The organism is Streptomyces sp. NPDC048290, assembly GCF_040652095.1.
Lineage (GTDB): Bacteria > Actinomycetota > Actinomycetes > Streptomycetales > Streptomycetaceae > Streptomyces.
The window spans coordinates 108,238-133,013 of the sequence record NZ_JBEZLM010000001.1 but is presented as its reverse complement, the minus strand read 5'-3'; the positions used below and the strand labels follow the sequence as shown (position 1 = coordinate 133,013).

General features: G+C 71.4%; 24 protein-coding genes. 19 read left to right on the top strand and 5 right to left on the bottom strand.

Going from position 1 to position 24,776, the window contains the following annotated elements:
- Window positions 1–45 precede the first annotated feature (45 nt).
- The 4 genes from AB0D49_RS00550 to AB0D49_RS00535 all read left to right on the top strand — a co-directional run bounded on the left by AB0D49_RS00550 (window position 46) and on the right by AB0D49_RS00535 (window position 4,225).
- Window positions 46–1,359 (top strand): copper amine oxidase, encoded by a 1,314-nt coding sequence (locus AB0D49_RS00550; protein WP_362748352.1) that lies wholly within the window; start codon window positions 46–48, stop codon window positions 1,357–1,359.
- 103 nt (window positions 1,360–1,462) lie between these two features.
- Complete coding sequence (locus AB0D49_RS00545) at window positions 1,463–2,701, top strand: SAV2148 family HEPN domain-containing protein (RefSeq protein WP_362749280.1); 1,239 nt, start codon at window positions 1,463–1,465, stop codon at window positions 2,699–2,701.
- A gap of 152 nt (window positions 2,702–2,853) precedes the next feature.
- On the top strand, window positions 2,854–3,579 hold the full coding sequence (locus tag AB0D49_RS00540; protein ID WP_362748349.1) for a 3'-5' exonuclease: 726 nt from the start codon (window positions 2,854–2,856) through the stop codon (window positions 3,577–3,579).
- Window positions 3,580–3,862: 283 nt separating this feature from the next.
- On the top strand, window positions 3,863–4,225 hold the full coding sequence (locus tag AB0D49_RS00535; protein ID WP_362748347.1) for a hypothetical protein: 363 nt from the start codon (window positions 3,863–3,865) through the stop codon (window positions 4,223–4,225).
- A gap of 224 nt (window positions 4,226–4,449) precedes the next feature.
- Here the strand turns inward: AB0D49_RS00535 and AB0D49_RS00530 are convergent, their stop codons facing one another.
- Window positions 4,450–5,313 (bottom strand): aminoglycoside phosphotransferase family protein, encoded by an 864-nt coding sequence (locus AB0D49_RS00530; protein ID WP_362748344.1) that lies wholly within the window; start codon window positions 5,311–5,313, stop codon window positions 4,450–4,452.
- Window positions 5,314–5,516: 203 nt separating this feature from the next.
- Between AB0D49_RS00530 and AB0D49_RS00525 the strand changes: the two genes are divergently transcribed.
- From AB0D49_RS00525 to mgt, 5 genes are all read left to right on the top strand, one after another.
- Complete coding sequence (locus tag AB0D49_RS00525; protein WP_362748341.1) at window positions 5,517–6,452, top strand: sugar ABC transporter permease; 936 nt, start codon at window positions 5,517–5,519, stop codon at window positions 6,450–6,452.
- Window positions 6,449–7,282, top strand: a complete 834-nt coding sequence (locus AB0D49_RS00520; RefSeq protein WP_362748339.1) for a carbohydrate ABC transporter permease — start codon at window positions 6,449–6,451, stop codon at window positions 7,280–7,282. The genes AB0D49_RS00525 and AB0D49_RS00520 overlap by 4 nt, the downstream gene beginning before the upstream one ends.
- Window positions 7,283–7,479: 197 nt before the next feature.
- Window positions 7,480–8,775: an extracellular solute-binding protein gene (locus tag AB0D49_RS00515; protein WP_362748336.1), complete on the top strand. Its 1,296-nt coding sequence runs from the start codon at window positions 7,480–7,482 to the stop codon at window positions 8,773–8,775.
- Window positions 8,776–9,161: 386 nt separating this feature from the next.
- Window positions 9,162–9,941, top strand: a complete 780-nt coding sequence (erm, locus tag AB0D49_RS00510) for an ErmE/ErmH/ErmO/ErmR family 23S rRNA (adenine(2058)-N(6))-methyltransferase (RefSeq protein ID WP_362748333.1) — start codon at window positions 9,162–9,164, stop codon at window positions 9,939–9,941.
- Window positions 9,942–10,159: 218 nt separating this feature from the next.
- On the top strand, window positions 10,160–11,374 hold the full coding sequence (gene mgt, locus AB0D49_RS00505; RefSeq protein WP_362748330.1) for a macrolide-inactivating glycosyltransferase: 1,215 nt from the start codon (window positions 10,160–10,162) through the stop codon (window positions 11,372–11,374).
- Window positions 11,375–11,445: 71 nt separating this feature from the next.
- On the opposite strand, the gene AB0D49_RS00500 is transcribed toward mgt, so the two are convergent.
- Window positions 11,446–13,695: an MMPL family transporter gene (locus AB0D49_RS00500; protein WP_362748327.1), complete on the bottom strand. Its 2,250-nt coding sequence runs from the start codon at window positions 13,693–13,695 to the stop codon at window positions 11,446–11,448.
- Window positions 13,696–14,078: 383 nt separating this feature from the next.
- Here AB0D49_RS00500 and AB0D49_RS00495 point away from each other — a divergent pair, with 383 nt between their 5' ends.
- Together AB0D49_RS00495 and AB0D49_RS00490 are read left to right on the top strand one after the other, a co-directional pair.
- Window positions 14,079–14,633 (top strand): DUF1697 domain-containing protein, encoded by a 555-nt coding sequence (locus AB0D49_RS00495; protein WP_362748324.1) that lies wholly within the window; start codon window positions 14,079–14,081, stop codon window positions 14,631–14,633.
- Between the two features lie 285 nt (window positions 14,634–14,918).
- Window positions 14,919–15,659: an NUDIX domain-containing protein gene (locus AB0D49_RS00490; protein WP_362748321.1), complete on the top strand. Its 741-nt coding sequence runs from the start codon at window positions 14,919–14,921 to the stop codon at window positions 15,657–15,659.
- Between the two features lie 2 nt (window positions 15,660–15,661).
- Here the strand turns inward: AB0D49_RS00490 and AB0D49_RS00485 are convergent, their stop codons facing one another.
- A complete protein-coding gene (locus AB0D49_RS00485) occupies window positions 15,662–16,003 on the bottom strand; it encodes a hypothetical protein (RefSeq protein ID WP_362748318.1) in 342 nt (113 codons plus the stop codon).
- Complete coding sequence (locus AB0D49_RS00480; protein WP_362748315.1) at window positions 15,967–17,034, bottom strand: hypothetical protein; 1,068 nt, start codon at window positions 17,032–17,034, stop codon at window positions 15,967–15,969. The genes AB0D49_RS00485 and AB0D49_RS00480 overlap by 37 nt, the downstream gene beginning before the upstream one ends.
- 191 nt (window positions 17,035–17,225) lie before the next feature.
- On the opposite strand from AB0D49_RS00480, the gene AB0D49_RS00475 reads away from it, so the two are divergent.
- The 8 genes from AB0D49_RS00475 (at window position 17,226) to AB0D49_RS00440 (ending at window position 23,775) form a co-directional block, all read left to right on the top strand.
- Window positions 17,226–18,017, top strand: a complete 792-nt coding sequence (locus AB0D49_RS00475; protein WP_362748312.1) for a fumarylacetoacetate hydrolase family protein — start codon at window positions 17,226–17,228, stop codon at window positions 18,015–18,017.
- A gap of 68 nt (window positions 18,018–18,085) precedes the next feature.
- Window positions 18,086–18,955: an acetaldehyde dehydrogenase (acetylating) gene (locus AB0D49_RS00470; protein WP_362748309.1), complete on the top strand. Its 870-nt coding sequence runs from the start codon at window positions 18,086–18,088 to the stop codon at window positions 18,953–18,955.
- A 14-nt stretch (window positions 18,956–18,969) separates the two neighbouring features.
- Entirely contained in the window at window positions 18,970–19,995 is a 1,026-nt protein-coding gene (gene dmpG, locus AB0D49_RS00465; RefSeq protein WP_362748306.1) for a 4-hydroxy-2-oxovalerate aldolase, read from the top strand.
- Window positions 19,992–20,999 carry a beta-ketoacyl-ACP synthase III gene (locus AB0D49_RS00460; protein ID WP_362748303.1) on the top strand — a complete coding sequence of 336 codons (1,008 nt, stop codon included), beginning with the start codon at window positions 19,992–19,994 and terminating at the stop codon, window positions 20,997–20,999. The genes dmpG and AB0D49_RS00460 overlap by 4 nt, the downstream gene beginning before the upstream one ends.
- Entirely contained in the window at window positions 20,989–21,219 is a 231-nt protein-coding gene (locus AB0D49_RS00455) for an acyl carrier protein (RefSeq protein WP_362748300.1), read from the top strand. Before AB0D49_RS00460 ends, AB0D49_RS00455 begins: the two co-directional genes overlap by 11 nt.
- Before the next feature lie 7 nt (window positions 21,220–21,226).
- Window positions 21,227–22,072 (top strand): CoA ester lyase, encoded by an 846-nt coding sequence (locus AB0D49_RS00450; RefSeq protein WP_362748297.1) that lies wholly within the window; start codon window positions 21,227–21,229, stop codon window positions 22,070–22,072.
- Window positions 22,069–22,599 (top strand): MaoC family dehydratase, encoded by a 531-nt coding sequence (locus tag AB0D49_RS00445; RefSeq protein ID WP_362748294.1) that lies wholly within the window; start codon window positions 22,069–22,071, stop codon window positions 22,597–22,599. Before AB0D49_RS00450 ends, AB0D49_RS00445 begins: the two co-directional genes overlap by 4 nt.
- Window positions 22,600–22,608: 9 nt before the next feature.
- Window positions 22,609–23,775: a GNAT family N-acetyltransferase gene (locus tag AB0D49_RS00440; protein ID WP_362748291.1), complete on the top strand. Its 1,167-nt coding sequence runs from the start codon at window positions 22,609–22,611 to the stop codon at window positions 23,773–23,775.
- Window positions 23,776–24,014: 239 nt separating this feature from the next.
- Here the strand turns inward: AB0D49_RS00440 and AB0D49_RS00435 are convergent, their stop codons facing one another.
- Window positions 24,015–24,776: a sirohydrochlorin chelatase gene (locus AB0D49_RS00435; protein WP_362748288.1), complete on the bottom strand. Its 762-nt coding sequence runs from the start codon at window positions 24,774–24,776 to the stop codon at window positions 24,015–24,017.

Sequence of the window (24,776 nt, the reverse complement as noted above, 5' to 3'; positions counted from 1 at the left end):
TTCCCCCTTCCTTCTCACTCCTTACGCAAGGGAGTAGTTCCTTTCATGCGCGTGAACAGAGTCAGCCGTGCCCGTACGGCCGCGGGGGCCGTCGCCCTGGCCTCCCTCGCCGGTGGCCTCACGGCCGGTGCCGCACCCGCCACCGCCCAGCCCCGCGAGGCCCCCGCGCCCGCCCCGGCGTGCAGCGCCGCGTACCGCATCGAGCAGAAGCTCGCGACCGGCACCACCTGGCGGATGTGCTGGCGCTACGAGGCCAAGGCGGGCCTGGTCCTGGAGGACGTCTCCTACCAGCCGCCCGGCGAGCCCAAGCCCATCAAGGTCCTCAACAGCGCCAAGCTGGGCCAGATCCATGTGCCCTACGACGACGGCAAGAACGAGTTCGACGACCTCACCAGCTACGGCTTCGGCTCGGGCCTGATGCCGCTGGCCCCCGGCGAGTGCCCCGGCGGCACCATCCGCACGGTCAAGGTCCCGGAGGCGTGGGACCCGCAGAACCCCAACGTCAAGGGCCTGTGCACCACCACCCGCGCCCGTGGCCACGCCTACCGCCTCCAGGGCGACACGGCGGGCAAGGTCTACCAGAAGCAGGGCAGCGACCTGATGGTGTACACCGTCAACAAGGTCGGCTGGTACGAGTACATCACCGAGTGGCGCTTCGCGGACGACGGCACCATCAACATGAACGTGGGCGCCACGGGCTCGCTGTCCCCCGGGGACTACGACGCCGGTGACGGCCGGGGCTGGCCGATAGGCAAGGGCGCCAAGGCGTATGCCACCAGCCACAGCCACAATGTCTTCTGGCGGCTCAACTTCGGCCTGGACGGCTCCTCCAAGGCCCGCGTCGAGCAGTACGACTCCAAGGTGAGCCCGGCCAGCGGCAGCCGCGGCCCGACCAACAAGACCACCCTGACCAAGGTCACCAAGGAGCTGGCCGGCGACAGCAAGAACATGCGCTGGTGGCGGGTGGTCAGCAACACCGGCAAGAACAAGGACGGCCACCCCCGCTCCTACGAGATCGTCCAGGGCCCGACCAGCAAGTACCCGGGCCGCAGCTTCACCCAGCACGACGTGTACTTCACGCAGTACAACAAGTGCGAGCAGTACGCCAGCAACAACCCGCTGAACTGCGGTACGGGACACCCTAAGAATGTCGACAAATGGGTCAACGGCCAGACCCTGACCAACCCCACGGTCTGGGTCAATGTCGGCTTCCACCACGTCGCCCGCGACGAGGACCAGCAGCCCATGCCGGTCCACTGGCAGGGCTTCTCGCTGGCCCCGCGGGACGTCACGGCTATGAATCCGCTCACGCCCCGGGAGCTGGCCCAAGAGAACGGCCAGCCGGGAGGCGGCCGTTGAGAAACGGTCCTGTCCATCCGGCTGCACCGCCGACCGCTCCCGGAGTACCCTTCCTTGATCGTTGAGACGGGGAGTGCTCGGGGGAGCGGAAGGCGGTGCGCGGGTGGGCTCGGGTGGGCTGGAGTTGCCCCCTGGTGACGAGGGTCACGAGGGCAACACGGCGGATGTCGAGCCCGGCACGGTGTCCCTGGCCCGGCCGATGGAGACCGGGTCCATAGGGCCCGAGCTGGACTGGGACGCCGCGGCCTGGCAGGAGGTACGGACCCGCGCCCAGCGCGCGGGCCGCGCCTACATCTGGCTCAACCTGGTGGAGCAGCGGCTGCGCACGGTCGTCTCCGCCCTCATCCGCCCGATCTACGAACCCGTCCACGGCGACGACTGGGTGGTCGCCGCCGCCGGACCGGCGGGCCAGGAGTGGGTGCAGCGCGCGGTCGCCGTCCGCGAGGTCAGCCGCCGCAAGGGCTATCTCCTCGACCCGGCCGACGACAACGTCCTCAGCTTCCTGACCCTCCCGCAGCTACGCGAGCTGATGGTCCAGCACTGGCCCTGCTTCGAGCCGTACGTCGACGACCGCCGGGACGTCGAGCTGGCCCTCGACGAACTGGAGGTCACCCGCAATGTGGTCTCCCGCAACCGGGCCCTGTCCGAGGCCGTGCTGAACCAGGCGGAACGGGCCTCGGCCCGGCTGCTGGAGATGCTCGGCGCGGGCGGTGACGTCCCCTCCGGGCGCCGCCTCCCGGTGGACGCCGTGGAGGACCTGGTCGGCGACCGCTACGGGGACGTGGTCGCGGTCCACTCCGACCGGGTCCGGCTGCTGGGCCGGTTCCCGGCCGAGGACATCTTCGGCGGCGCGCGGCGGCTGGACGCCATCGGCATCGGCCTCAACCTGCTGGTGCAGAACTTCTCCGGCCGCCGACTGGTCCGGCTGGCCGAGGCCGGGGCCCGGGTCCGGCTGCTGTTCCTGAACCCCGCCTCCAGCGCCGTCAAGCGCCGTGAGCGCGAACTCGGCCTCAAGCGCGGTGAGCTGAGCCGCGCGGTCGAGATGAACATCCTGCACATGCGCCGGGTCCGGGCCCGGCTGCGCGACCCCGGCGCCTTCGAGATCCAGGTCTACGACGAGACCCCGCGCTTCACCGCGTACCTGGTCGACGGCGACGGCAGTGACGGCATCGCCGTCGTCCAGTCCTATATGCGCCGCACCCGGGGCATGGAGGCGCCGGTGCTGGTGCTGCGCGGCGGCGGCCGGGTGGTCCGGCCGGACCCGGTGGACGAGGCCGGTCTGTTCCCCACCTACCGCGAGGAGTTCGAACTGACCTGGGCGGACGCGCGACCGGTGTCGTGACGCGCGAGGGCCGTCCTTCCGGGGGGGGGGTAGGGGCGAGGGGGGCCGTCCGGACCGACGGTCAAGCGGAATGCGATCCTCTGATTGTCAGTGGGGCGTGCGAGGGTGGAGACCACTGGGGGAGAGCACCACCAAGGATGAGGGGATCTGCCATGGCCTGGCACGAGGAGCTGCTGATCGGCTTCGACCTGGAGACGACGGGCACGGACCCGCGCGAGGCGCGGATCGTCACCGGCGCCGTGGTCGAGGTCCGGGCCGGACAGGTCCTCGGCCACCGGGAGTGGCTCGCCGACCCCGGAGTGCCGATACCGCCGGACGCGGTGGCGGTGCACGGCATCAGCACCGAGCACGCCATGTCGCACGGCCGTCCGGCCGACCAGGTGGCCGACGCGCTGGCCGCCGCGCTGACCGGGCAGTGGAGCGCGGGCGTCCCGGTCGTCGCCTACAACGCGGCCTTCGATCTGACCCTGCTCAGCGCGGAGCTGCACCGGCACGGTCTGCCGACCCTGCGCGAGCGCCTCGGCGGCGCGGAGCCGGGCCCCGTCATCGACCCGTACACCATCGACCGCTGGGCCGACCGCTACCGGCGGGGCAAGCGGAACCTGGAGGCGGTCTGCGCGGAGTACGGCGTACCGCTGGACGCCGCGCACAACGCGACGGCGGACGCGGTGGCGGCGGCCCGGCTCGCCCGCGCGGTGGCCGCCCGGCATCCCAAGGTCGCCCTGATCGGCGCCGCCGAGCTGCACCGCAGACAGGTGGAGTGGTACGCGGAGTGGGCAGCGGACTTCCAGCGCTTCCTGAGAGGCAAGGGCGACACGGAGGCGGTGGTGGACGGGGTGTGGCCGATCCGTGAGGTCACGGCGGGGGAGCGGGTGTAGGCGCGGAGGGGCGGGTGGTTCCAGCGGCGTTCCGGGAGGCTTCCGGAACGCCGTTCGTCATCCGGGGTGCTCGGACGCGTCACTCCATGAGCCCGTAACGCGGACGAAACACAGCGCGGCGCGAACTGCCCCTCGGGGCATAGGGGTTGCCCTTTCGGGCAACCGTGCAAACTCTTTCTATCGCTTGCAGAAACTTCTTTCATAGCATCTCGCCACGGCTTGAAGCCGGCCCTGGGCGAGTCGCTCCCGGGCCGTGCGTCCTCCGAGGAGAAGGAAGAGACCGATGTCGTTCCTGAAGAACACCAAACGGCGTTTCGCGCTGATCGGCGCGGTCGGTGCCATGGCGGCGACGGCGAGTGTCCTGGCCACCGCCACCCCCGCCGCCGCGCAGGGCAACGTCTTCGTGTACCGGGACCACAACTACTCGATCCCGGTGTACCCCTCCGGCGCCCCGGTGTGGGTCCAGAACCTGAGCGGCATCGCGCAGGACAGCATCTCCTCCGTGGGCAGCAGCGCGGACCACGGCATGTGCTTCTACGAGCACGGCAACTGGGGCGGCCTCGAGTTCAGAATCGGCCCCGGCGAGTGGTGGGCCCAGGTCCCGTGGTGGATCAACGACAAGATCTCCTCCTACCGGCCCTGCTGACGGAGGATCACCAGCCAGGGGGGACACGGCCTGCCCGGGGTCGTGTCCCCCCTGTTCCCTTGTCGGTGAGCGGGCGGGCCGACACCCGACCGGGCCGGTGCCGTCCGCCGGGCGCTCACGGGCGACGGGACCGTATACGATCTCGCGGGCCACTCCGGTGTCCTCGCCGCCCGGAGGGTGGCCCGGACCCCGTCACCCGAGGGTCGCGCCGAACCCGGCCCGGGTCAGAACGGGTACCAGCGGACCGTGTCGTCCCCGTCCCTGAGGGACGTGACGCGGCGCCGGAACTCCGTCAGGGCCCTCGGGTTCGTCGGGGTGTGCTGGGCCACCCACGCGCAGCTCGCCGTCTCCCGGGCGCCGCGCAGGACGCCGCAGCCCTCCCACTCGCGTACGTCCCAGCCGTAGGTGGACACGAACGCCTCGTAGGACTCCGGCGGCAGGCCGTAGCGGTCGTGGGACAGGGCCATCACCACCAGGTCGTGTTCGCGCAGGTCGTGGGAGAAGGTCTCCAGGTCGACCAGGACCGGACCGTCGGGGCCGACATGGACATTGCGGGGGAGGGCGTCCCCGTGGATCGGGCCGGGAGGGAGGTGCGGAGTCACCCCGGCCGCCGCCGCCGCGAAGCCGTCCCTCCGCTCGCGCAGATACGCCGCGTCCGCCGGGTCGATCGCGTCCCCCGCCAGCCGCAGCCACCGCTCCACCCCGCCCAGCAACTCCCGCGCCGGGAGGGGGAAGGGAGGGGACGGGAGCGCGTGGACCAGGCGGAGGAGTTCCGCCAGGTCGGCCGGTTCCGCGGGCCGTACGGGCTCCGGCAGGCGGTGCCACACCGTCACCGGATGTCCCGCCACCGACCGTGCCTCGGCCTCCGCCGCCCGTACCGCCGGAACCCCGGCCTCCGCCAGCCACCCGGCGACCGCCAGCTCCCGCCGCGCCCGGTCGAGCAGCTCCGCGTCCCGCCCCACCTTCACGACCAGCTCACCGGCGGCGAACACGGCGTTCTCGCCCAGCGCGAGCAGCCGCGCGTCCCGCGCCGGTCCGGGCAGCACCCCCGCCCGGTCCAGTACGTCCCGCGCCCGTGCCTCGTCCATCGTCGCCCGCCTCCGTGATCACCGTGCCGTCGCCGTTGCTGTCGCCGCGGCCGGGGTCGGGTTCCCGCCACGCACCGGCCAGTGTCGCATTCGTACAGGTCGGAGTCGGCGCGCGGTGCCTTGACGCCCCCTGTCGCGTTCACGACCATGACGGGGGCCCGCCGGGTCCGGAGCGTCACGAACCGTGCGAAGGAGCCGCTGACGTGACACTGGCGACCGAGGCCGAGCGCCCGGCGCGCCGCGCGCCCACCCCCAGGGCGCGGCGGCGGACCACCGACCACGGCGCCTGGTTCCTGGTGCTGCCCGCGCTGATCCCCATCCTCCTGCTGAGCGTCGGACCGCTGCTGTACGGCATCCTCCTGGCGTTCACCGACGCGCAGTCCGGCCGTACCGAGCCCACCGCGTGGATCGGCACCCTCAATTTCCAGGACCTCCTGAAGGACACCCTGTTCTGGGAGTCGTTCCGGATCGGACTGGTGTGGGCGGTCGGGGTGACCGTGCCGCAGTTCCTGCTGGCGCTGGGCCTGGCCCTGCTGCTGAACGCGCGGCTGCGGCTGCGCTGGCTGGCCCGCGCCCTGGCGATCGTGCCCTGGGCGATGCCCGAGGTCGTGGTCGGGGTGATGTGGCGGCTGATGTACCACCCGGACGCCGGGGTCCTCAACGAGACCCTGCGCGACCTCGGCCTCGGCGACGGCCGCGACTGGCTCGGCTCGCTGGGCACCGCGCTGCCCGCCGTGATCGTCGTCGGGATCTGGGCCGGGATGCCGCAGACCACGGTCGCCCTGCTCGCCGGGCTCCAGAACACCCCGCGTGAACTCCACGAGGCCGCCGCCCTCGACGGCGCCGGAGCCTGGCGCCGCTTCCGCACGGTGACCTGGCCCGCCCTGCGCCCGGTCGCCCTCGCCATCACCGCGCTCAATCTGATCTGGAACTTCAACGCGTTCGCCCTGGTGTACGTCCTGACCAACGGCGGCCCCGGCGGACGCACCCGGCTGCCGATGCTCTTCGCCTACGAAGAGGCGTTCCGCTACGGCCAGTTCGGCTACGCGGCGGCCATGGGCTGTGTGATGGTCGCCCTGATCTCGATCGTGCTCGCCGTCTTCCTCGTCGGCCGGCTCAAGGGAGGCGAGGACGTATGAAGACCGGTACCGCGGCCCGCGCGGGCCAGTACGCGGCCCTGCTCGGCTATCTCCTCTTCCTCGCCCTGCCCTTCCTCTGGCTGCTCTCCACCGCCTTCAAACCACCCCGCGAACTCGCCGACCTGCACCCGAGCTGGATTCCGGACCAGCCCACCCTGGACAACTTCCGGCAGGCGTTCGCCGAACAGCCCCTGCTGCGCGCCGGGCTGAACTCCCTGCTGGCCGCGGTCGGCGCCGCCCTGATCGCCGTCGTCCTCGCCACCCCGCTCGCCTTCGTCCTGGCCCGGCGGCGCACCCGGCTGGCGCGCGCGGCCAGCGGCTGGGTGGTGGTCAGCCAGGCGTTCCCGTTCGTGCTGGTGATCATCCCGCTGTTCCTGGTGCTGAAGAATCTGCGGCTGATCGACTCGCTGCCGGGCCTGGTGCTGGTCTATGTGGTGTGGGCGCTGCCGTTCGCGCTGTGGATGCTCACCGGATACGTCCGGGCGGTGCCGGTGGAGCTGGAGGAGGCGGCGGCGGTCGACGGCGCCGGGCGGCTGCGCACCCTGGTGTCGGTGACCGCGCCGCTGCTCGCGCCGGGCATCGTGGCGACGGCCCTGTTCGCCTTCATCACGGCCTGGAACGAGTTCTTCTTCGCGCTGGTGCTGCTGAAGACCCCGGAGAAACAGACCCTGCCGGTGATCCTCACCCACTTCATCGGCGCGGAGGGCGTCGCCGACATCGGCCCGCTCGCCGCCGCCGCCGTCCTCGTCACCCTGCCCTCCCTGGTGGTCTTCGCGCTCATCCAGCGCCGGATCACCGGCGGCATGGTCGCCGGGGCGGTGAAAGGCTGATGCGCCGCGATGGGGGGAGGACCACGGCTGTGATGCGCCGCGATGGGGGGAGGGCCACGGCTGTGATGCGCCGCCATGGAGGGAGGGCCACGGCCGCGATGTGCCGCCATGGAGGGAGGGCCATGGTCGTGATGCGCCGCCATGGAGGGAGGACCACGGTCGTGATGCACCGCGATGGAGGGAGGACCACCGCCGTGATGCGCCGCCACGGGGGGAAGACGGCCGCCGTCCTGCTGGCCGTCCTCGCGCTGCTGCTGGCCGGATGCACGGGCGGCGACCGGACCGCCGACGACGGCCGGATCACCCTGCGCTTCCAGTCCCTCGCCTGGCAGGAGGAGTCGGTCGCCGCGACCCGGGACCTCGTCGCGGAGTGGAACGCCCGGCACCCCGCCGTCCAGGTGGAGTACGTCCAGGGGAGCTGGGACAGTGTGCACGACCAGCTCCTCACCTCCTTCGAGGGCGGTGAGGCCCCGGACATCATCCATGACGCCGCCGACGACCTGGCCGACTTCGCCTACGGTGGCTACCTCGCCGATCTCACCGACCTGCTGCCCGCCCGGCTCCGCTCCGACATCCCGGCGCACTCCTGGGCGACCACCACCTTCGGCGACGGCGTCTACGGAGTGCCGTTCCTCCAGGAACCCCGGGTGCTGATCGCCAACGCCCGACTGCTGCGGGAGTCCGGGGTGCGCGTCCCCACGCCGGAACGGCCGTGGAGCTGGACGGAGTTCCGCGCGATCACCAAGACCCTCTCCGGCGACGGCAGGTACGGCGTGGCCTGGCCGCTGAAGGACCCCGTCTCCGCCACCCTCAACCTCTCCCTCTCGGCGGGCGGCCGGCTCTTCCACCGGGACGCCGACGGCAAGGTCACCGTCCGTTACGAACCAGGTGACGCGGTCGTCCCCGACACCATCCACGCCCAGACCGGCGCCGACGCCAGCGCCTCACCCACCATGCTGGGCAGCGGCGGCTCCGACACCCTGCCCGGCTTCTTCGGCGGCCGGTACGCGATGGTGCCGCTCGGCTTCTCCTACCGGCAGCAGATCGCCCAGCAGGCACCGGAGGGCTTCGAGTGGCAGGTGCTGCCCGCGCCCGCCGGGACCGAGGGCCTCACCCAGGGCGTCAGCCCGCAGACCCTCTCCATCGCCGAGGACAGCCCGTACAAGAAGCAGGCCGCCGCGTTTCTCGACTTCTTGCTCCAGCCGGACAACATGGTCCGGCTCGCCCTCGGCGACTGGATGCTGCCCACCGGTACGACCGCCCTCGCCGACCCGGCGCTGCGCACCGACGAGCACGACTGGGCCACCGGTACGGCGCTCGCCGCCCACCTGCGCCCGGCCCCCGCGCAATCTGTCCGCGGCTACCCGGAGTGGAAGGACAAGGTGGCGACCCCGGCGTTCCAGGAGTACTACAGCGGCGCGATCGACGCGGCCGAACTGGAACGCCGTCTTGAGGACGACGGCAACCTGGTCCTGGCCCGCTACCAGCGATGAGCGGCGGACCCGGCCTTGGCCCGCTACCAGCGATGAGCGGCCCCGGCCTGGTGAAAAACCGGTTGCACCCGTCCACCGCCCCCGCCTAGCGTCCAGCCCGTGGCAGCTTTCAACGCAGTATTCAACTCCGGTTACGGCCGGGGCTGCCCGCACTACACCCGAGTGCGTGCTTGCCCCGCAGCCCTGACCGGGCCGGGGCGCGACACCCGTTGATCCCGCGTCGGCAGCGCTGATCCCCATCGAGGATCGGCGCGGCCGACCCGTTCCCGCGTCGGCGGAGCCGACGCCACGGGTCTCCTTTCGCCACCCTTTTTCTCACTGTCTTCCGGTCAGGGCCTTCGGCTGCCCTTTTCCCCTCTTTTCATGGAAGACAAGGACCCGCAGGCATGGCCCGCCCGACGCGCACCTCCCGTGTGCTCTCGCAGAATTTCCTCACCGACCGAGCCGCCGCCGAACGGCTCGCCCGGCTCTCCGTCCCGCACGACGGACCCGCCCCCCTCGTCCTGGAGGTCGGCGCCGGAAAAGGCGCCCTGACCCACCACCTCGCCCCCCGCGCCGCCGCGGTGCGCGCCTACGAGATCGACCGGCGCCTGACCCCCGCACTGCGCGCCCGCTTCGCCGATGCCCCGCACGTCCAGGTCATCGAGGGCGACTTCCTCACCGCCCGCCCGCCGGGCACCCCCTTCGCGGTCGCCGGGAACGTGCCGTTCTCCCGTACCGCCGATGTCGTCGACTGGTGTCTCAGGGCCCCCGAGCTGACCACCGCCACCCTCCTCACCCAGCTCGAATACGCCCGCAAACGCACCGGTGACTACGGCAGCTGGACCCTGCTGACCGTGCGCAGCTGGCCGTGCCACGCGTGGCGGCTCCTCGCCCGCGTCGGCCGGCACAGCTTCCGCCCGGTGCCCCGGGTCGACGCCGGGATCGTCCGGATCGAGCGCCGGGCCACCCCGCTGCTCCCCGCCGACGAGGTTCCGGCCTGGCGGGACCTGGTGGACCTGGGCTTCACCGGCGTCGGCGGCAGCCTGCACGCCTCCCTGCGCCGGGCCCACCCGAGGCGCCGCGTCGACCGGGCGTTCCGCGCGGCCGGGGTCGCCCCGGACGCCCTGGTGGGGGAGGTGTCCCCGACGCACTGGCTCCGGCTGTACGAGGGGCTGACCGGCTAGCGCCGGACCCGGGACGTTCCCGGCGCCCCGGGACTCCAGCTCAGTCCCGGGGTGCCAGCGCCCCGAAACTCCGGCTCAGTCCCGGGGCGCCGGGGACCCGGGGCCCCGGGGAGCCGGACTCAGTCCCGGGGCCTCGGGAAGCCGGGTAGAAGCCGTGCGCCCCAGCCTCAGGGAATCAAAGTTGCACGAGACGTCTCGTCTCGCGTAGTGTCCTCCTCATGACGCCCCCCGCGGTAACCCCCGCCCACATCGCCATGTTCTCCATCGCCGCCCATGGCCACGTGAACCCCAGCCTGGAGGTCATCCGCGAACTGGTGGCCCGCGGCCACCGGGTGACGTACGCGATCCCGCCGTCCTTCGCGGAGAAGGTCGCCGAGACCGGCGCCGAGGTGAAGCCGTGGAACTCCACGCTGCCGGGGCCCGACGCGGACCCGGAGGCATGGGGCGCGACCCTGCTGGACAACGTGGAGCCGTTCCTGAGCGACGCGATCCAGGCCCTGCCGCAGCTCCTCGCGGCCTACGAGGGCGACGAACCCGACCTCGTCCTGCACGACATCTCGTCCTACCCGGCCCGGGTGCTCGCCCACCGCTGGGACGTCCCGGTGATCTCCCTCTCGCCGAACCTGGTGGCCTGGGACGGCTATGAGCAGGAGGTCGCCGAGCCGATGTGGGAGGAGCCGAAGAAGACCGAGCGCGGCCAGGCGTACTACGCCCGGTTCACCGCCTGGCTCCAGGAGAACGGCATCGATCTGCACCCGGATGTCTTCGGCGGCCACCCCGGCCGCTCGATCGTCCTCATCCCCAAGGCGCTCCAGCCGAACGCCGACCGGGTCGACCCGTCCGTCTACACCTTCGTCGGCGCCTGCCAGGGCGACCGCGCGGCCCAGGGCGACTGGCGGCGGCCCGCGGACGCGGAGACCGTCGTCCTGGTGTCGCTGGGCTCGGCGTACACCAAGCAGCCGGACTTCTACCGGCAGTGCCTGGCCGCCTTCGGCGACCGGCCCGGCGTCCGTCTGGTCCTCCAGATCGGCCGCCATGTCGACCCCGCCGAGCTGGGCGAGATCCCGTCCAACGCCGAGGTCCACGCCTGGGTCCCGCAACTGGCGATCCTGCGCCAGGCCGATCTGTTCCTCACCCACGCGGGCGCGGGCGGCAGCCAGGAGGGGCTGGCCACGGCCACCCCGATGATCGCCGTACCGCAGGCGGTCGACCAGTTCGGCAACGCGGAGATGCTCCAGGCGCTCGGCGTCGCCAAGGTCCTCGCCACCCAGGAGGCCACCGCCGAGACCCTGCGCGCCACCGCCGACGCCCTGCTGAACGACCCTCAGGTCACCACCCGGCTCAAGGAGATCCAGTCGGCGATGGCCGACGAGGGCGGCACCCGCCAGGCCGCCGACCTCATCGAGGCGTCCCTGCCCACCACCCGCCGCTAGAAGTTCGGACAGACGGGGGCCCGCCGGTTCACATGAACCGACGGGCCCCCGCCGCCCCCTCCTTGGACCCGCTACACCGTCACCGTCCGCGCCTCGTCCCGCGCGGGACGCTCACCGCCCGGCTCCTCCGGCAGCTCGTCGTGGGTCAGGTCCGGCAGCCCCCGCAGCCACTTCGGGAAGTACCAGTTGCGCTCGCCCAGCAGCGCCATCACCGCCGGGAGCAGCACGCCCCGGATGACGGTGGCGTCGATCAGGACGGCCGCCGCCAGACCCACGCCCATCTGCTTCATCGACTGCATGGACAGCGTGCCGAAGATCGCGAACACGGCGACCATGATGACGGCCGCGCTGGTCACCACACCCGCCGTGGTGACCACGCCATGCGTGATCGCGTCCTTCGTCGTCCGCCCGCGCAGCCGCGCCTCACGGATCCGGGACACCACGAACACGTGGTAGTCCATCGACAGCCCGAACAGGATCACGAACAGGAACAGCGGCAGCCAGGCGACGATCGCGCCGACCCCCTCCGCGCCCACCAGGGACGCGCCCCAGCCGTGCTGGAAGACGGCGACGAGAATGCCGTACGCGGCGCCCACCGACAGCAGGTTCAGCACGATCGAGGTGAGCGCGACCGTCAGCGAGCGGAACGACAGCAGCATCAGCACGAACGCGAACACGATCACGAAGACGAACACCGGGACGACCGAGCCGAGCAACTGGTCGCTGAAGTCCTTCGACCCGGCGACCTGACCGGTGATCGGCGCCTCGACCCCGTCGACCTCGCCCAGCGTCGCCGGACGCACCTCGTCGCGCAGGATGTCCAGGCTGGCGCCCGCCTCGTCCAGATCGGAGCCGCCCACCAGCGGGACGTACACGAAGGCGAGATTGTCCTCGTCGTGCACCTTGATCTCCACCGGCCCGCGCGAGGCACCCGAACTCACCGCCCGCTCACGGAACTCGGCGAGCGCCGCGCGCACCTCCGGCGCGTTGATGTCCTGGGCCTTGACGACCACCTCGGCGGGCTCGGAACCGCCCGGGAACGCCTCGTTGACCCGGTTGTACGTCTGCACGATGGGCAGCGAGTCGCCGAACTCCTGGTCCAGCGTCAGTTCCTGTGTCTTCATGCCGACGGCGGGCGCCGCGATCGCGAGCAGCGCGCCGACCGCGACCACCACCGACACCACCGGCCGCGCCAGCACGCCCTTCAGGACCGCGCTCCAGAACCGGCTGCCGCTGTTCCCGGCGGTGCTGCGGCGGCGCAGGAACGGCACCCGCCCCTTCTCCACCCGCTCACCCAGCAGCGACAGCACCGCGGGCAGCACGGTGACCGAGCCGACCATCGCGACCGCCACCACGATCAGCGACGCCAGACCCATCGCCTCGAACTCGGCGATCCCGGTGAACAGCATCCCCGCCATCGCCACACACACCGTCACACCGGACACCACGATCGCCCGGCCACTGGTCGCCGCGGCGATCTCCAGCGCCCGCCGCGGGTCCCGGCCCGCCTGCCGCTCCTCGCGCTCCCGGCGCAGATAGAACAGGCAGTAGTCGACCCCGACCGCCAGACCGACCAGCAGCATCACCGAGTTGGCGGTGTCGCTCATCGGCATCAGATGGCTGACCAGCCCCATCAGCCCCATGGTGGCGATGATCGCGGTGATCGCCAGCAGCACCGGCACCAGCGCCGCGACCAGCGCGCCGAACGCGATCAGCAGAATCCCCAGCGCCACCGGCACCGCCGAGTACTCGGCCTGCTTGAAGTCGTCGCCGAACGCGTCGTCGAACGTCTTGTTCATGCTGGCGCCGCCGATCTCCTCGATCCGCAGCGACTCGTGCGCCGACTGGACCTCCGCGACCGCGTCCAGCACCGGCTGGACCCGCTCCCCGGCGGTGTCCGAGTCCCCCCGCATATCGAACTGGACCAGCACACTGCGCCCGTCCTCGGAGACCGTGCCCGTGGCGTACGGATCGGTGATCCCGGTGACCTCACCGGTCTTCCCGACGGCCTCGCCCACCGCGTCGACCGCGGCCCGGAACGCCCCGTCCGTCGCCTTCAGCGAGCCGTCCCGCGACTGGATCAGTACGGACTCACCGGCCGGTTCCTCGATCCCGGCGTCCTCGATGATCCGCGCGGCGGTCTGGGTCTCCCCCTTGAGCTGCTCACTGTCCTTGACCTCGACCGTGCCCGCCGCGGAACCGAGTCCCATCGCCAGCACCACGAACAGCACCCAGATGCCGACGGCCGCCCAGCGGTGCCGGGCGCTCCAGCCGCCGGCCCGCGCGGCGACGCCCCGCACTCTCCTCTTTCGGTTCCCCATGACGGGCCTGCCCCCTCCTGCGCGGCGGCCACCTGCCGCGGCCACCCTCCGCATTGAAGGTATGAGCGGGATAAACCCATCTCGTCGTACTGTCCGGTGAAAGGAAAGTCGTCCGGATCATCCCCGCGGACCCCACTCCGTCCCCTCCCGGGAGGACAACGGCCCCTTACACCTATCGCCCCGACTCCGGGCCACCGCTCAGGGTCCGGGCCCTGTCCGGTCCGGCCGCGGGCATCCCCTTTGTGATTACAGAACCTTGTTGAACAAATCACAGCTGCGTGCAGATATTGCTCCCGCCCCTGAGTTTCGGCCAGAGTTCGCCGTGCACCACCGGCCGTCGTGCCCGTCCCCCACGGGGCACGACGGCCGCATACAGTGGCTCGATGACCCGGACGAAGACCTACGCGGCACTCCTGCGCGGCATCAACGTCGGCGGCAACCGCAAGGTGCCGATGGCCGAACTGCGTACCCTGATCGAGGGCCTCGGGCATCTAGGGGTCCGCACGTACCTCCAGAGCGGCCAAGCCGTCTTCACCACACCCCACGGCGACGAGGACTCCCTGGCCGCCGAACTCACCGAAGCGGTGGAGAACCACTTCGGCTTCCGGGTCGACCTCCTGGTCCGCGACCACGCCTACTTCCGCGCGATCGTCGACGCCTGCCCGTTCCCCGCCGCGGACCTGGAGCCTCGCCAACTCCACGTCACCTACTACTCCACCCCGGTGGACGAGACCCGCTTCAGCGACCTGGACCGCACGGCGTTCCTCCCGGAGGACTTCCGCCTGGGCGACCGCGCCCTCTACCTCTACGCCCCCGAGGGCCTGGGCCGCTCAAAACTAGCCGAAACCCTGTCAAAACCCCGCCACACCAAAAACCTGATCGCCACGACCCGCAACTGGAACACAGCCCTCAAACTAACGGAACTGACAGCCCCGTAACCCGGCCACCACAGGGGCGCGGGGGACTGAGTAAAGTCCAACACCCTGGGACCTACTCGGTACCGGCGCAGACCGGCGCGGCCTGGCCCCGCTGTTCTGGTCCCATGTCCGGCCCTACGGCGACGTGAATCTCCACATGGGCGCTCGTCTGAACCTGACAGTGGTTACCGTGCCGGGTCCCGCTCACCAGCGGACAGCGATGACCAGCACTCGGCGGTGCGCCCATAGGTTCACGTACCGGGCCGATTCCCCGGTCAAGCCGGGAAAGGTTTCTACGATGAGTTGGTGACCGAAACACTGCCCCCCGTGGGCATTGACCTCTTCGACGTCGAACGGCTCCTGCTGACCGAAGTTGCGGAGCCGCCATTGCCGCCCCGTGACGCTGAGGCCCGGGACCGGGTGTGGGACCTGGCGGTGAGAGCCAACCCGGCCCTCTTCGACGGGCCTGTGGTGGCGTGTGGGGGACTGGAGCAGACCGGCCCACGCATCCTGTGCCTCTCCTGGGTGCGTGTGACCTACCGGCACTACGCGCTGCGTCGCGTTCCCGGCGCCACAGCACTGCCCTCGTTGTTCGTGAACGTCGTTCAGCCGACCGGCGACGGCCGTGTGCTGGCAGCGAGGATGTCGCCCTCTACGGCTGCCCCGGGCCGCTGGCAGCTGCCGGGTGGGTCTGTGGAACCTCCCCGGGACGGGGCGGTGCTGGACGAGTCGGCACTGGCCGGTCAGGCCGCGCGAGAACTTGCCGAGGAACTGGGGATCAGCGTGGCTGCGGAGGCGCTGAGGCTGTGGGTCGTCACCCGCGGCGAGAACGGCAGCGTCGGCTTGACCTACCTCGCCCCTGCCCTTTCCGAGGCGGCATTGCGCGCGGACTTCACCGCTGCTGCCGCAGCCGAGCGTGTTCAGGGCCGTGAACCGGAACTCGACGACATCGCCCTGGTGCGGTCACCGGACGACGTGGCCGCTCTGTCGGGTCCGCACGCGGACTACCTGGAACCGATTGTCCGCCGCTTCGCCGGGTGCCGCTGAGGTCAGGTGCCGACGAGGAACTGGCGTCCCCGTTCGTCGAGTTCGGCCACGCACCGCAGGCCACGTGCCCGGAATCGTGCGAGGTCACCACGCATACGGGACACCGCCTTCCGTGTGCGGACGGAGCGCACACCGGCCATGTGGTCGATGGCCCGGTGCCAGGTGGCGCACGCCTGCTCGATGCTGCCGCGCTTGAGGTGCATCTCCGCGCCCGCGACCAGGTCCAGGGCGACGATCCGCGCGTAGGTGTCCGCAGGCCGAGCCGTGGCGGCCAGCGCGTACTGCTCGGCGGCGGCCCGGTGGTCTCCTACGGTCTCGTGGATCTTGGCGGTGCGGGAGTACACCGACGCGGCCGGCGGGCCCCAGGCCAGCGCCCAGAACGGCACCTCGTCGCCGGGGGCACGGTCAGCAGGGTGCGGGCGTGTTCGGCCTCGGCCAGGGCCGCGCGGCGCTTGCCGCTCTTGGCCAGGGTATGGGCGTGAACAACGCGGAAGAGCGCCTCGGTCTGGGCGTCCACCCGTCCCTTGGCCCGGTTCAGTCCGGTCTCGGCCAAGCCCAGGCAGTGCTCGGGGCGATGGAGCCTGAGGCCCTGCATGGCCATCGTGCGCATCACGAATCCGTCCTGCCCGCGCAGGCCGGATTCGGCGGCCAGAGCGTAGGACTGGAGGTAGTAGCGCTGGGCGAGCCCCTGCTGACCCGCGTCGTAGCTCTTCCACCCCAGCAGGTGAACGCCCCGGCCGGCGGCGGACAGCATCTGCCGGCGGGCTTCGTCGGTACGGAACCGGGCCCGGCACAGCGGGGCGACGTCGTCGCGGAGGTAGGTGACCAGGGCGCTGCGGCCGTGTTGTCCGCCATGGCGTTCGTCCATCTCGGAGAACGCGCGGATCATGTCACGGACGGCGGCGACTTCGGCCATGCCCACGGTGTAGCCCGCGCGGGCGGCCGCAGTGCGGGCGGTGATGTCCTGGACGTGGCTGAGGGGTAGGGCTGCCGCTGCCACGGAGTAGGCGGAGGACGTCAGGAAGCGGCGGCGGTCCAACTCGTACCTCCACATCGGCAGCAGGGCGTCCAGCGGGTCACCCCGCAGGGACAGTCCGATGGTGTCATCCCCGGCCTCCGCCGGGGAGGGCAGGCCGAGGTCGGCGGTAGTCAGGAGACGGCCCAGGCGCCGGGAGAGCGCGAGGGCGAGGTAGCGGACCGTATCGCCTCGGGGCACGGATCCGCCGAGCCAGTGCTCGACGTTGGACTTGTTCGTGCGTAAGTCCGCGCCGCACTCGGCGGCGACCGCGCGGACCGCCTTGGCCAGCGCCTCGTAGGTGAGCCCGGATTCGGCGACAAGGGCGCTGAGCTGGACGTTCGGCGTGCGCGTGGTCATGAGGACCTGCCCCGTATATACCCGATATACCGCTTGGCCTGCCCATCACCGTACCGCCGTGACGAGCCCGCCAGTTGACTGTTCATCAGGCCCGGCCGACGGCTGTCGTTGTCAGCGCCGCGCCGGATCTGCTTCCCGTGCCCAGGTCTGCGAACCGTAGGTGATGCCACATGCCCGAGGAGGGGATCGTCATGGCTGAGCAGGATGACCGCTGGATCACCGCTACGGCGTCGGCTCTGCTGGCGGCGGAGTACGAGCGAGTGCCGGTCGATCCGCTGACTGTCCGCAGGCCGGAGCTGTCTTTGGAGACGGCCTACCGGGTGCAGGGGGCGGCGGTGGCCCGGCGGATCGCGGGCGGCGCCCGCGTCGTCGGCCACAAGGCCGGGGTGACCTCTTTGGCCATGCAGGAACAGATGGGCGTCGATGAGTCGGACTCGGGTGTCCTGCTGGAGAGCATGGTGCTGCCTACCGGCAGCACCATGGCCCGGTCCGAGCTGATGCAGCCGCGGGTGGAGGCGGAGATCGCTTTCCGGCTCGGCCGTGACCTGGCGGGCGAGAAGGTGTGTGTGGACGAGGCACGGGCGGCGGTGGAGAACGTGTTCCTCGCCCTGGAGGTGATCGACACCCGGTTCACCAGCTGGCGCATCACGGTCGCGGACAGCATCGCCGACAACGCCTCCTGCGCCCGCGTGGTCACCGGGCCCATGGTGCCGCTCGGCGCGGACATGGACCTGGCCGCCGAGCCGCTGGTTGTCAGCGTCGACGGCACCGCGGTGGCCATCGGGGAGGGCCGCGCCGTCCTCGGCGACCCGCTCAATGCCCTGATCTGGCTTGCCGGACGGCTGCATCACGTCGGCGGCGGACTGCGCGCCGGGCAGCTGGTCCTGGCCGGTGCCGTGCACGCGAGCCTCCCGCTGGAGGCCCGGAGCACGGTGCGCGCCCGCTCGCCGCATCTTCCGCCGGTCGAGCTGCGCGTGCGCTGATGCGCAGCACCCTGCTGACCCCGCACCTCTCACTCATGCACCACCCCCCCCGAATGAAGGAGCGGCCGATGGCTGCTGATGAACAGCGTCCGCGTGTCGCGGTACTCGGCGTGGGCCTGATCGGCGTCGACCTCGCCGACAGGGTCCACCAGTCGCGGAAGCTGGAACTGGCCCTGGTGGCAGGGCGCGACCGGGACAGCCTGGGGCTGCGACGGGCTGCCGAGGCGGGCCACCCGACCACGGCCGGCGGGATCCGCGCCGTGGCGGAAGCCGGGCCCTTCGATGTGGTTTTCGACGCCACCAACGCCGACAGCCACGCCGAGCACTGGGTGGCGCTGCGCCCGACCGGTACCACCTTGATCGATCTGACCCCCACAGGGCTCGGCACGGTCATCGTCCCAGGGGTCAACAGCCACCGGTCGGCGGCCTACCGGCACGTGAACCTCGTCAGCTGCGGCGGGCAGGCAGCCATTCCGGTCCTGTACGCGATCTCCCAGAGTTGCACCCCTACTTACATCGAGGTGGTCTCCACCGGGGCGAGCGCGAGCGCCGGCCGGGCCACCCGGCTGAACCTCGACCAGTACATCGCCACCACCACGGCGGCGATCCGCACCCTCACCGGCACTCGGAACGTGAAGGTGATGGTCAACATCAGCCCCGCCCGGCCCGCCCCGCTCTTCCGGGTGGCCATGACCGTCCTCGCGGACAGCATCCGCCCCGCACAGGTCCGCACGGGCATCGCGGCTGCCGCCCACGCCGTGCGCGCCTACACGCCCGGATTCACGGTGACCTCGCTCGCCGTGGCCCCGGGCCGGATCTCGGCCGTAGTGGAGGTGGCCGCTTCCGGCGGCCGTCTGCCTCGCCACGCCGGAAGCGTCGACATCATCAACGCCGCCGCTGTCCTGCTCGCCGAGCAGTCGGCCGCCGCCTGCCGATGAAGGGAACCCCACCCGTGAAGACACACCCACCCGCGCGGCCCCGCATCCTCCTGCACGACCCGACCCTGCGCGACGGCCACCACGCGGTCGGCCACCAGCTCGACGCCGACCAGCTCCGCGCCTACGCCATCGCCGCGAACGCCGCCGCAGTACCGGTGGTGGAGGTCGGCCACGGCAACGGCCTGGGCGCCTCCAGCCTCCAGATCGGCCGCTCCAAGCTCGACGACGCCACGATGCTCACCACCGTCCGCGAAGCCCTCACCTCATCACGGATGGGCGTCTTCATGGCCCCCGGCTGGGGCACCTCTGACGACCTGAAGGCCGCCGTCCACCACGGCGCCGACGTCGTACGGATCGCCGCGCACTGCACCGAGGCCGACGTCACCGAACGCCACCTCGGCGTCGTCCGCGACCTCGGCGCCGAAGCCCAGGGCGTCCTGCTCATGAGCCACATGACCGGCCCCGGCCACCTCGCCGAACAGTGCGCCCTCATGCTCAGGTACGGCGCCCAGGCCGTCGGCATCATGGACTCCGCCGGGCACTACCTCCCGTCCGACGTCACCGAGCGCGTGCACGCCATCACCGACGCCGTCGACGTGCCGGTCATCTTCCACGGCCACAACAACCTGGGCCTGGCCGTGGCGAACAGCCTTGCCGCCGTGGACGCCGGGGCATGCGTCATCGACGCGACCGCCCGCGGGTTCGGCGCCGGAGCCGGCAACACCCAGCTCGAAGTCCTCGTGGCCGTCCTCGAACGGCACGGCTTCGACACGGGGATCGGCCTGCGCGAGATCCTGGCCGCCGCCGACATCGCCGCCAACCACCTGATGAAGGCCCCGCCGAGCATCGACCCGATCGCCGTGGCCAGCGCAATCGCCGGAGTGTTCGCCGGCTTCAAGCGCCCCGTCCTTCAGACCGCACGCGCCGAAGGCGTGGACCCCGTCGACCTGTTCCTTGCCCTCGGCGAGCGGCAGGTCGTCGCCGGGCAGGAAGACCTGATCGCAGACGTCGCCCGGCAGCTCAAGGCGGCCACCAGATGACCGCCGCATCCGCAGCTGCCAGGAGGGCGGCCGTGGTCTGCGGAGTCGGCGCGGCGCTGCCACCGCACATCGTCTCCAACGCCGACCTGACCACACGTCTGGAAACCACCGACGAGTGGATCCGCTCGCGCACCGGAATCACCCAACGGCACGTCGCCGGGACGGACCTGTCCACGACCGACCTCGCCGTACGGGCCGGAGCCCAGGCCCTCGCCGACGGTGAACCGGTCACAGCGGAGGCATTGGTGGTGGCCACAACCACCCCTGACCGCTGCTGCCCGGCCACCGCCCCCTCCGTCGCCACCCGAATCGGCCTGACCGACATCCCCGCCTACGACCTCGCGGCCGGCTGCACCGGGTTCCTCTACGCCCTCGCCACCGCCGCCGGACTTATCGCCGCGGGCACCGTACGGACCGTCCTGGTCATCGGCGTCGACCGCCTCGCCACCCTTCCCGACTCCGACGACCGCACCACCGTCCCACTGTTCGGCGACGGCGCCGGAGCCGTCGTGGTGCGCTGCGGCAGCGCGGACGAGGCCGGGGCGCTCGGACCGGTGGTGCTGGGCAGCGACGGCACCGGCGCCGACCTGATCCGGGCCTCCCGCCCCGGCGCCCTGCACATGGACGGAGGCGAGGTCTTCCGGTATGCGGTCGACCGCATGTGCACCGCCTCCCGCCGGGCGGCCACCGCCGCCGGGTGGGTACTCGGCGACATCGACCGGCTGGTCCCGCACCAGGCCAACAGCCGCATCACCGCGTTTGTCGCCCGTCGGCTCGGCATCCCTGACAACCGTCGGCTCAGCAATATCGCCGAGACCGGCAACACCGGCGCCGCGTCCATCCCCCTGCTCCTGGCCCATGCCGCCGCCGACGGCTGCCTCCAGCCCGGCCACCGCACCCTGCTCACCGCCTTCGGCGCCGGACTGACCTGGGGCGCCACCACCCTCACCTGGCCCGGCCTCTGCCGCAGCCACCCGCCGAAAGGAGCCGGACATGACCGGTGACCTCACCCGCATCCTGACCAACGACCTCAAACTGCCCGCCGACCGGCTCACCGACGACGCCAGCCTCGACCACGCCGGGTTCGACTCCCTCGCCGTCGTCGAACTGTCCGTCCTGCTCACCGACCGCTACGGCATCGGCATCAGCGCCAGCGACATCACGAACGCCGCCACCCTCGGCCGGCTCGACCTCCTCATCACCACCAAACGCAACGAAAGGTGACCACCCCATGGCCAGCGACATCCGTCCGTCCGGACGGGCCTGGATCATCACCCCCGGCATGCACGAAGACCGCTTCGCCATCGCGCGGAAGTCCGGCGCCGCGGTCGCTGTCGTCGACGTCGAGGACTCCGTCGCCCTCCCCGACAAGCAGATCGCCCGCACCACTTCCGAAGCGTTCTTCACCCGCCCCGCCCCGACCTGCATCCTCGGCATCAGGATGAACAGCCTCACGACGCTCGACGGCATCAAAGACCTCGCGGCCCTCGCCGCCTACACCGCCCGGCCCGACCTCGTCGTGGTCCCCAAGGTGGAATCCCCCCGCGACATCGAACTCGTCGCCTCCGTACTCGACGCCGACGGCTACACCCCCGACGTCTGGGCGCTGATCGAAAGCCCCCGGGCCTTCGACACCCTCCCCGCGATCATGCGCGCACCACGGCTCGGCGGCGTCCTCTTCGGCTCCGCCGACTACGCCGCCTCCGTCCGCTGCGGCCTGGGGTGGGACGCCCTCCACTACGCCCGCTCGGCCCTCATCAACGCGGCGAGCGCCGCGAACATCCCCGCCATCGACGCCCCCACCTGGGAACTCGACGACCCCGGCATCCTGCGCCGTGACGCCGAACGGGCCAAGGAAATCGGCTTCCACGGCAAGGGCTGTGTCCACCCGCGCCACGTACAGGTGATCAACGAGATCTTCACCCCGACCACCGAGGAGATCGCACAGGCCCGCGCCATCGTCGAGGCCGCCGACACCAGCGGCGGAACAGTGACCACCGTGGACGGGAAGATGCGCGGCACCCCCTTCTTCAACCGGGCCCGCGCGCTCGTCGCCGAAACGGACGGCCCGTCATGAGCACCGGCCTGCCACACAGCTACCGACAGATCGGCGAGGACCGGATCCGCGAGAACGTCGGCCTCTCCTACCCCGAACTCGCCCCCGGCCTGACCATCGAACACCGGCCCGGCCGGACCGTCACCGAACTCGACAACCTCCTCGGCGCCGCCCTGAGCGGCAATGTCGCCCCCATCCACACCGACGCCCACTACAGCAGCCAGACCCAATGGGGCCGCATCCTGGTCTGCTCCGGCGTCACCCTCAATCTCGTGGCCGGCATGACCGTCCGCAGCATCAGCGGCCTGACCACCGCCAACCTCGCCGTCGACCATGTGCGCTTCACCGCAGCCGTGCACCTCGGCGACACCCTGTACGCGGAGACGAAGATCCTCACCCGACGGGCCTGCGAGAGCCGTCCCGACACGGGGGTCATCACCTGCCACACCACCGCGCACAACCAGGACCGCACCAGCGTCCTGGCCTTCACCCGCACCTTCCTCGTACCTCTGGACGCCGACGCAGCCCGCGACGCCACCCACTACTGAGGGCGGACCGTGAACCAGCAGTTGACCTTCGCCCCGGCCGACGACGGCCTGTGGGAGCAGTACGACCAACTCGCCACCCGCGCCTACGGTCACCCGGTCGGCGACATCACCCACCTGCGCGAGCACGCCGACCTCCAGGTCGCCGTCCGCGGCGGCCGGGTCGTCGCCGGCGGGCTGGGCCTCCTCGTCGATCAGTTCTTCGGCGCTCCTGTCCCCAGCGGCTGCCTCGGCGACGGCTGCGTGGCCCCCGAGGAGCGGGGCGAACACCTGGCCGCCGGCCTGGCCACCGAACGACTGCGCCCCCTGATCGAGCGTGGAGCGGTGATCTCCGCGATCGTGACCTCCTCCACCGGCTACGCCCGCCGCCTCGGATGGGAAGCTCCCACCGGCGTCTTCGCCTGGGCGGTGGCCACCGACGACCTCAAACATTCCTTCGCCGGTGATGACTTCGCGGCCGAGCACGGACTGACCATCGAAGCCGAAGCCCTCCAGCGCGAACTCGCCCGCCAGTGGAACGGCCCCGTCCACCGGCCCGCCTGGTGGACCCGGTGGAAGCACGACAAGAGCAACCTCATCACCTACCGCTTCGCCCGGCCCGGCCACCCCACCACCGGCCTGCTCAGCCTCACCACCAAACGGCACGAACGCCACGGCACGAGCTTGGTCGTCCATGACTTCTGGGCCGCCGGCCAGCCCACTGCCGCTGCCATGCTCGCCTTCCTTGGCCACCACAACACCCGAGCCCGCACCATCGAGTTCCGGCGCGGCGCCCTCCCGCCCTACCCCACCCTGCTCCACGGACTCCGACACCACCGCACAACCGCCGAAGCCTGGCACCCCTGGATGCTCCGCATCCTCAACACCTCCGAAGCCGTCCGGCTCCGCGGGTGGCCCACCGACCTCACCACCGCCATACCGGTCGAGATCGAGAACGAAGAGGGCGACCGGGCGCGGTGGATGCTTCAGTTCAGTGACGGAGCAGCCGAGATCATCCCCACCCGCGTCGAGGGACAGGTGACCTTCACACGGCGCCAGCTCGCGGTCTGGTACGCCGGCGGCTACCGGTCCACCACCTCGGCCCGCATGTCCGGAGTCCAAGCCACATCGGAGAAGGCGCTCACGACCCTCATCCGCAGCACAGCACAGTTCGAGCCCTGGCTGCCCGACCACTTCTGACAGCCACGGGAATCTCGGCCTTCTCACCCTGTACGCGTGTCCCCATGACGTGGGACTGAAGTGTCCGCCTGCGCAACAAGCCCCCACCCACCCGCACCAGGACCACCAGGGGCGCGGGGAACCGCGCACGGCTGTCGAGCCAAGAGCCCGATGAAACCCGGGCAAGGGTGACACCGTGCTTCTAGGGGCGCGGGGAACTGCGCGCTCAGCCCCCACCCACCCGCACAGTCCCCCCCACCTCAGGCCCCCAAAGCCTCCGCCCCCAACTCACCACCCCGCGCCCCTTCAAACCGCAGCAACACCACCCGAGCCACCTCCGCACAATCCCCGAGCACACCCCCCACCACACTGGCCCCCGCCCCCACCGCCCCCCGAACAATCCGATCCGGCAAGTACCCCGGCGCCAGAACATACGGAGCCACAGCCACCCGCTCACACCCCCCGGCGAACAACACCCGCACCGCATCCTCGGTCCGAGGCAACCGCGCGGACGCATACGCGGGCATCACCGCCCCCCACCCCCCACGACGCCCCCACTCCCGAGCCAGCCGCCCGATCCCCGCGACAGCCTCCGGGTCCGAGGACCCCGCGGACGCCAGCACGATCCCCGTAGAGGACCGCTCACCCGCCGACATCCCCAACCCGGCCTCGGACAACCGCCGCTCCAACCCCGCCACCAGCAGCGGAGAAGGCCCGAGCACCCCCGCCTGCCGTATCCGCAACCCGCGCGGCGCCCCCCGCAACACCGCCGGAATATCCGCCTTCGCGTGGAACGCCCGGGTCAGCAGCAACGGCAGCGCCACCACCTCCCGCACCCCCTCCGCCGCCAGTGACTCCAGCACCGCCGGTACGGAGGGCAGGTTGAAGTCCAGGAACCCGGTCTCCACCCGCAGCCCCGGCCGCAGCGACCGTACCCGCTCCACGAGCGCGTGCACGGTCGCCGGATGCCGTGGATCACGGCTGCCATGGGCGACGACGACAAGAACGGGTTCCTGGGACAT

Excerpts from the sequence above, each read along its gene's own strand:
- AB0D49_RS00435 (WP_362748288.1), bottom strand. The coding sequence starts at position 24,776 with ATGTCCCAGGAACCCGTTCTTGTCGTCGTCGCCCATGGCAGCCGTGAT.
- AB0D49_RS00480 (WP_362748315.1), bottom strand. The coding sequence starts at position 17,034 with ATGACCACGCGCACGCCGAACGTCCAGCTCAGCGCCCTTGTCGCCGAA.
- mgt (WP_362748330.1), top strand. The coding sequence starts at position 10,160 with ATGACGCCCCCCGCGGTAACCCCCGCCCACATCGCCATGTTCTCCATC.
- AB0D49_RS00535 (WP_362748347.1), top strand. The coding sequence starts at position 3,863 with ATGTCGTTCCTGAAGAACACCAAACGGCGTTTCGCGCTGATCGGCGCG.
- AB0D49_RS00520 (WP_362748339.1), top strand. The coding sequence starts at position 6,449 with ATGAAGACCGGTACCGCGGCCCGCGCGGGCCAGTACGCGGCCCTGCTC.
- AB0D49_RS00530 (WP_362748344.1), bottom strand. The coding sequence starts at position 5,313 with ATGGACGAGGCACGGGCGCGGGACGTACTGGACCGGGCGGGGGTGCTG.
- AB0D49_RS00475 (WP_362748312.1), top strand. The coding sequence starts at position 17,226 with ATGGCTGAGCAGGATGACCGCTGGATCACCGCTACGGCGTCGGCTCTG.
- AB0D49_RS00495 (WP_362748324.1), top strand. The coding sequence starts at position 14,079 with ATGACCCGGACGAAGACCTACGCGGCACTCCTGCGCGGCATCAACGTC.
- AB0D49_RS00445 (WP_362748294.1), top strand. The coding sequence starts at position 22,069 with ATGAGCACCGGCCTGCCACACAGCTACCGACAGATCGGCGAGGACCGG.
- AB0D49_RS00460 (WP_362748303.1), top strand. The coding sequence starts at position 19,992 with ATGACCGCCGCATCCGCAGCTGCCAGGAGGGCGGCCGTGGTCTGCGGA.
- AB0D49_RS00455 (WP_362748300.1), top strand. The coding sequence starts at position 20,989 with ATGACCGGTGACCTCACCCGCATCCTGACCAACGACCTCAAACTGCCC.
- AB0D49_RS00540 (WP_362748349.1), top strand. The coding sequence starts at position 2,854 with ATGGCCTGGCACGAGGAGCTGCTGATCGGCTTCGACCTGGAGACGACG.
- erm (WP_362748333.1), top strand. The coding sequence starts at position 9,162 with ATGGCCCGCCCGACGCGCACCTCCCGTGTGCTCTCGCAGAATTTCCTC.
- AB0D49_RS00550 (WP_362748352.1), top strand. The coding sequence starts at position 46 with ATGCGCGTGAACAGAGTCAGCCGTGCCCGTACGGCCGCGGGGGCCGTC.
- AB0D49_RS00470 (WP_362748309.1), top strand. The coding sequence starts at position 18,086 with ATGGCTGCTGATGAACAGCGTCCGCGTGTCGCGGTACTCGGCGTGGGC.
- AB0D49_RS00515 (WP_362748336.1), top strand. The coding sequence starts at position 7,480 with ATGCGCCGCCACGGGGGGAAGACGGCCGCCGTCCTGCTGGCCGTCCTC.
- AB0D49_RS00450 (WP_362748297.1), top strand. The coding sequence starts at position 21,227 with ATGGCCAGCGACATCCGTCCGTCCGGACGGGCCTGGATCATCACCCCC.
- AB0D49_RS00500 (WP_362748327.1), bottom strand. The coding sequence starts at position 13,695 with ATGGGGAACCGAAAGAGGAGAGTGCGGGGCGTCGCCGCGCGGGCCGGC.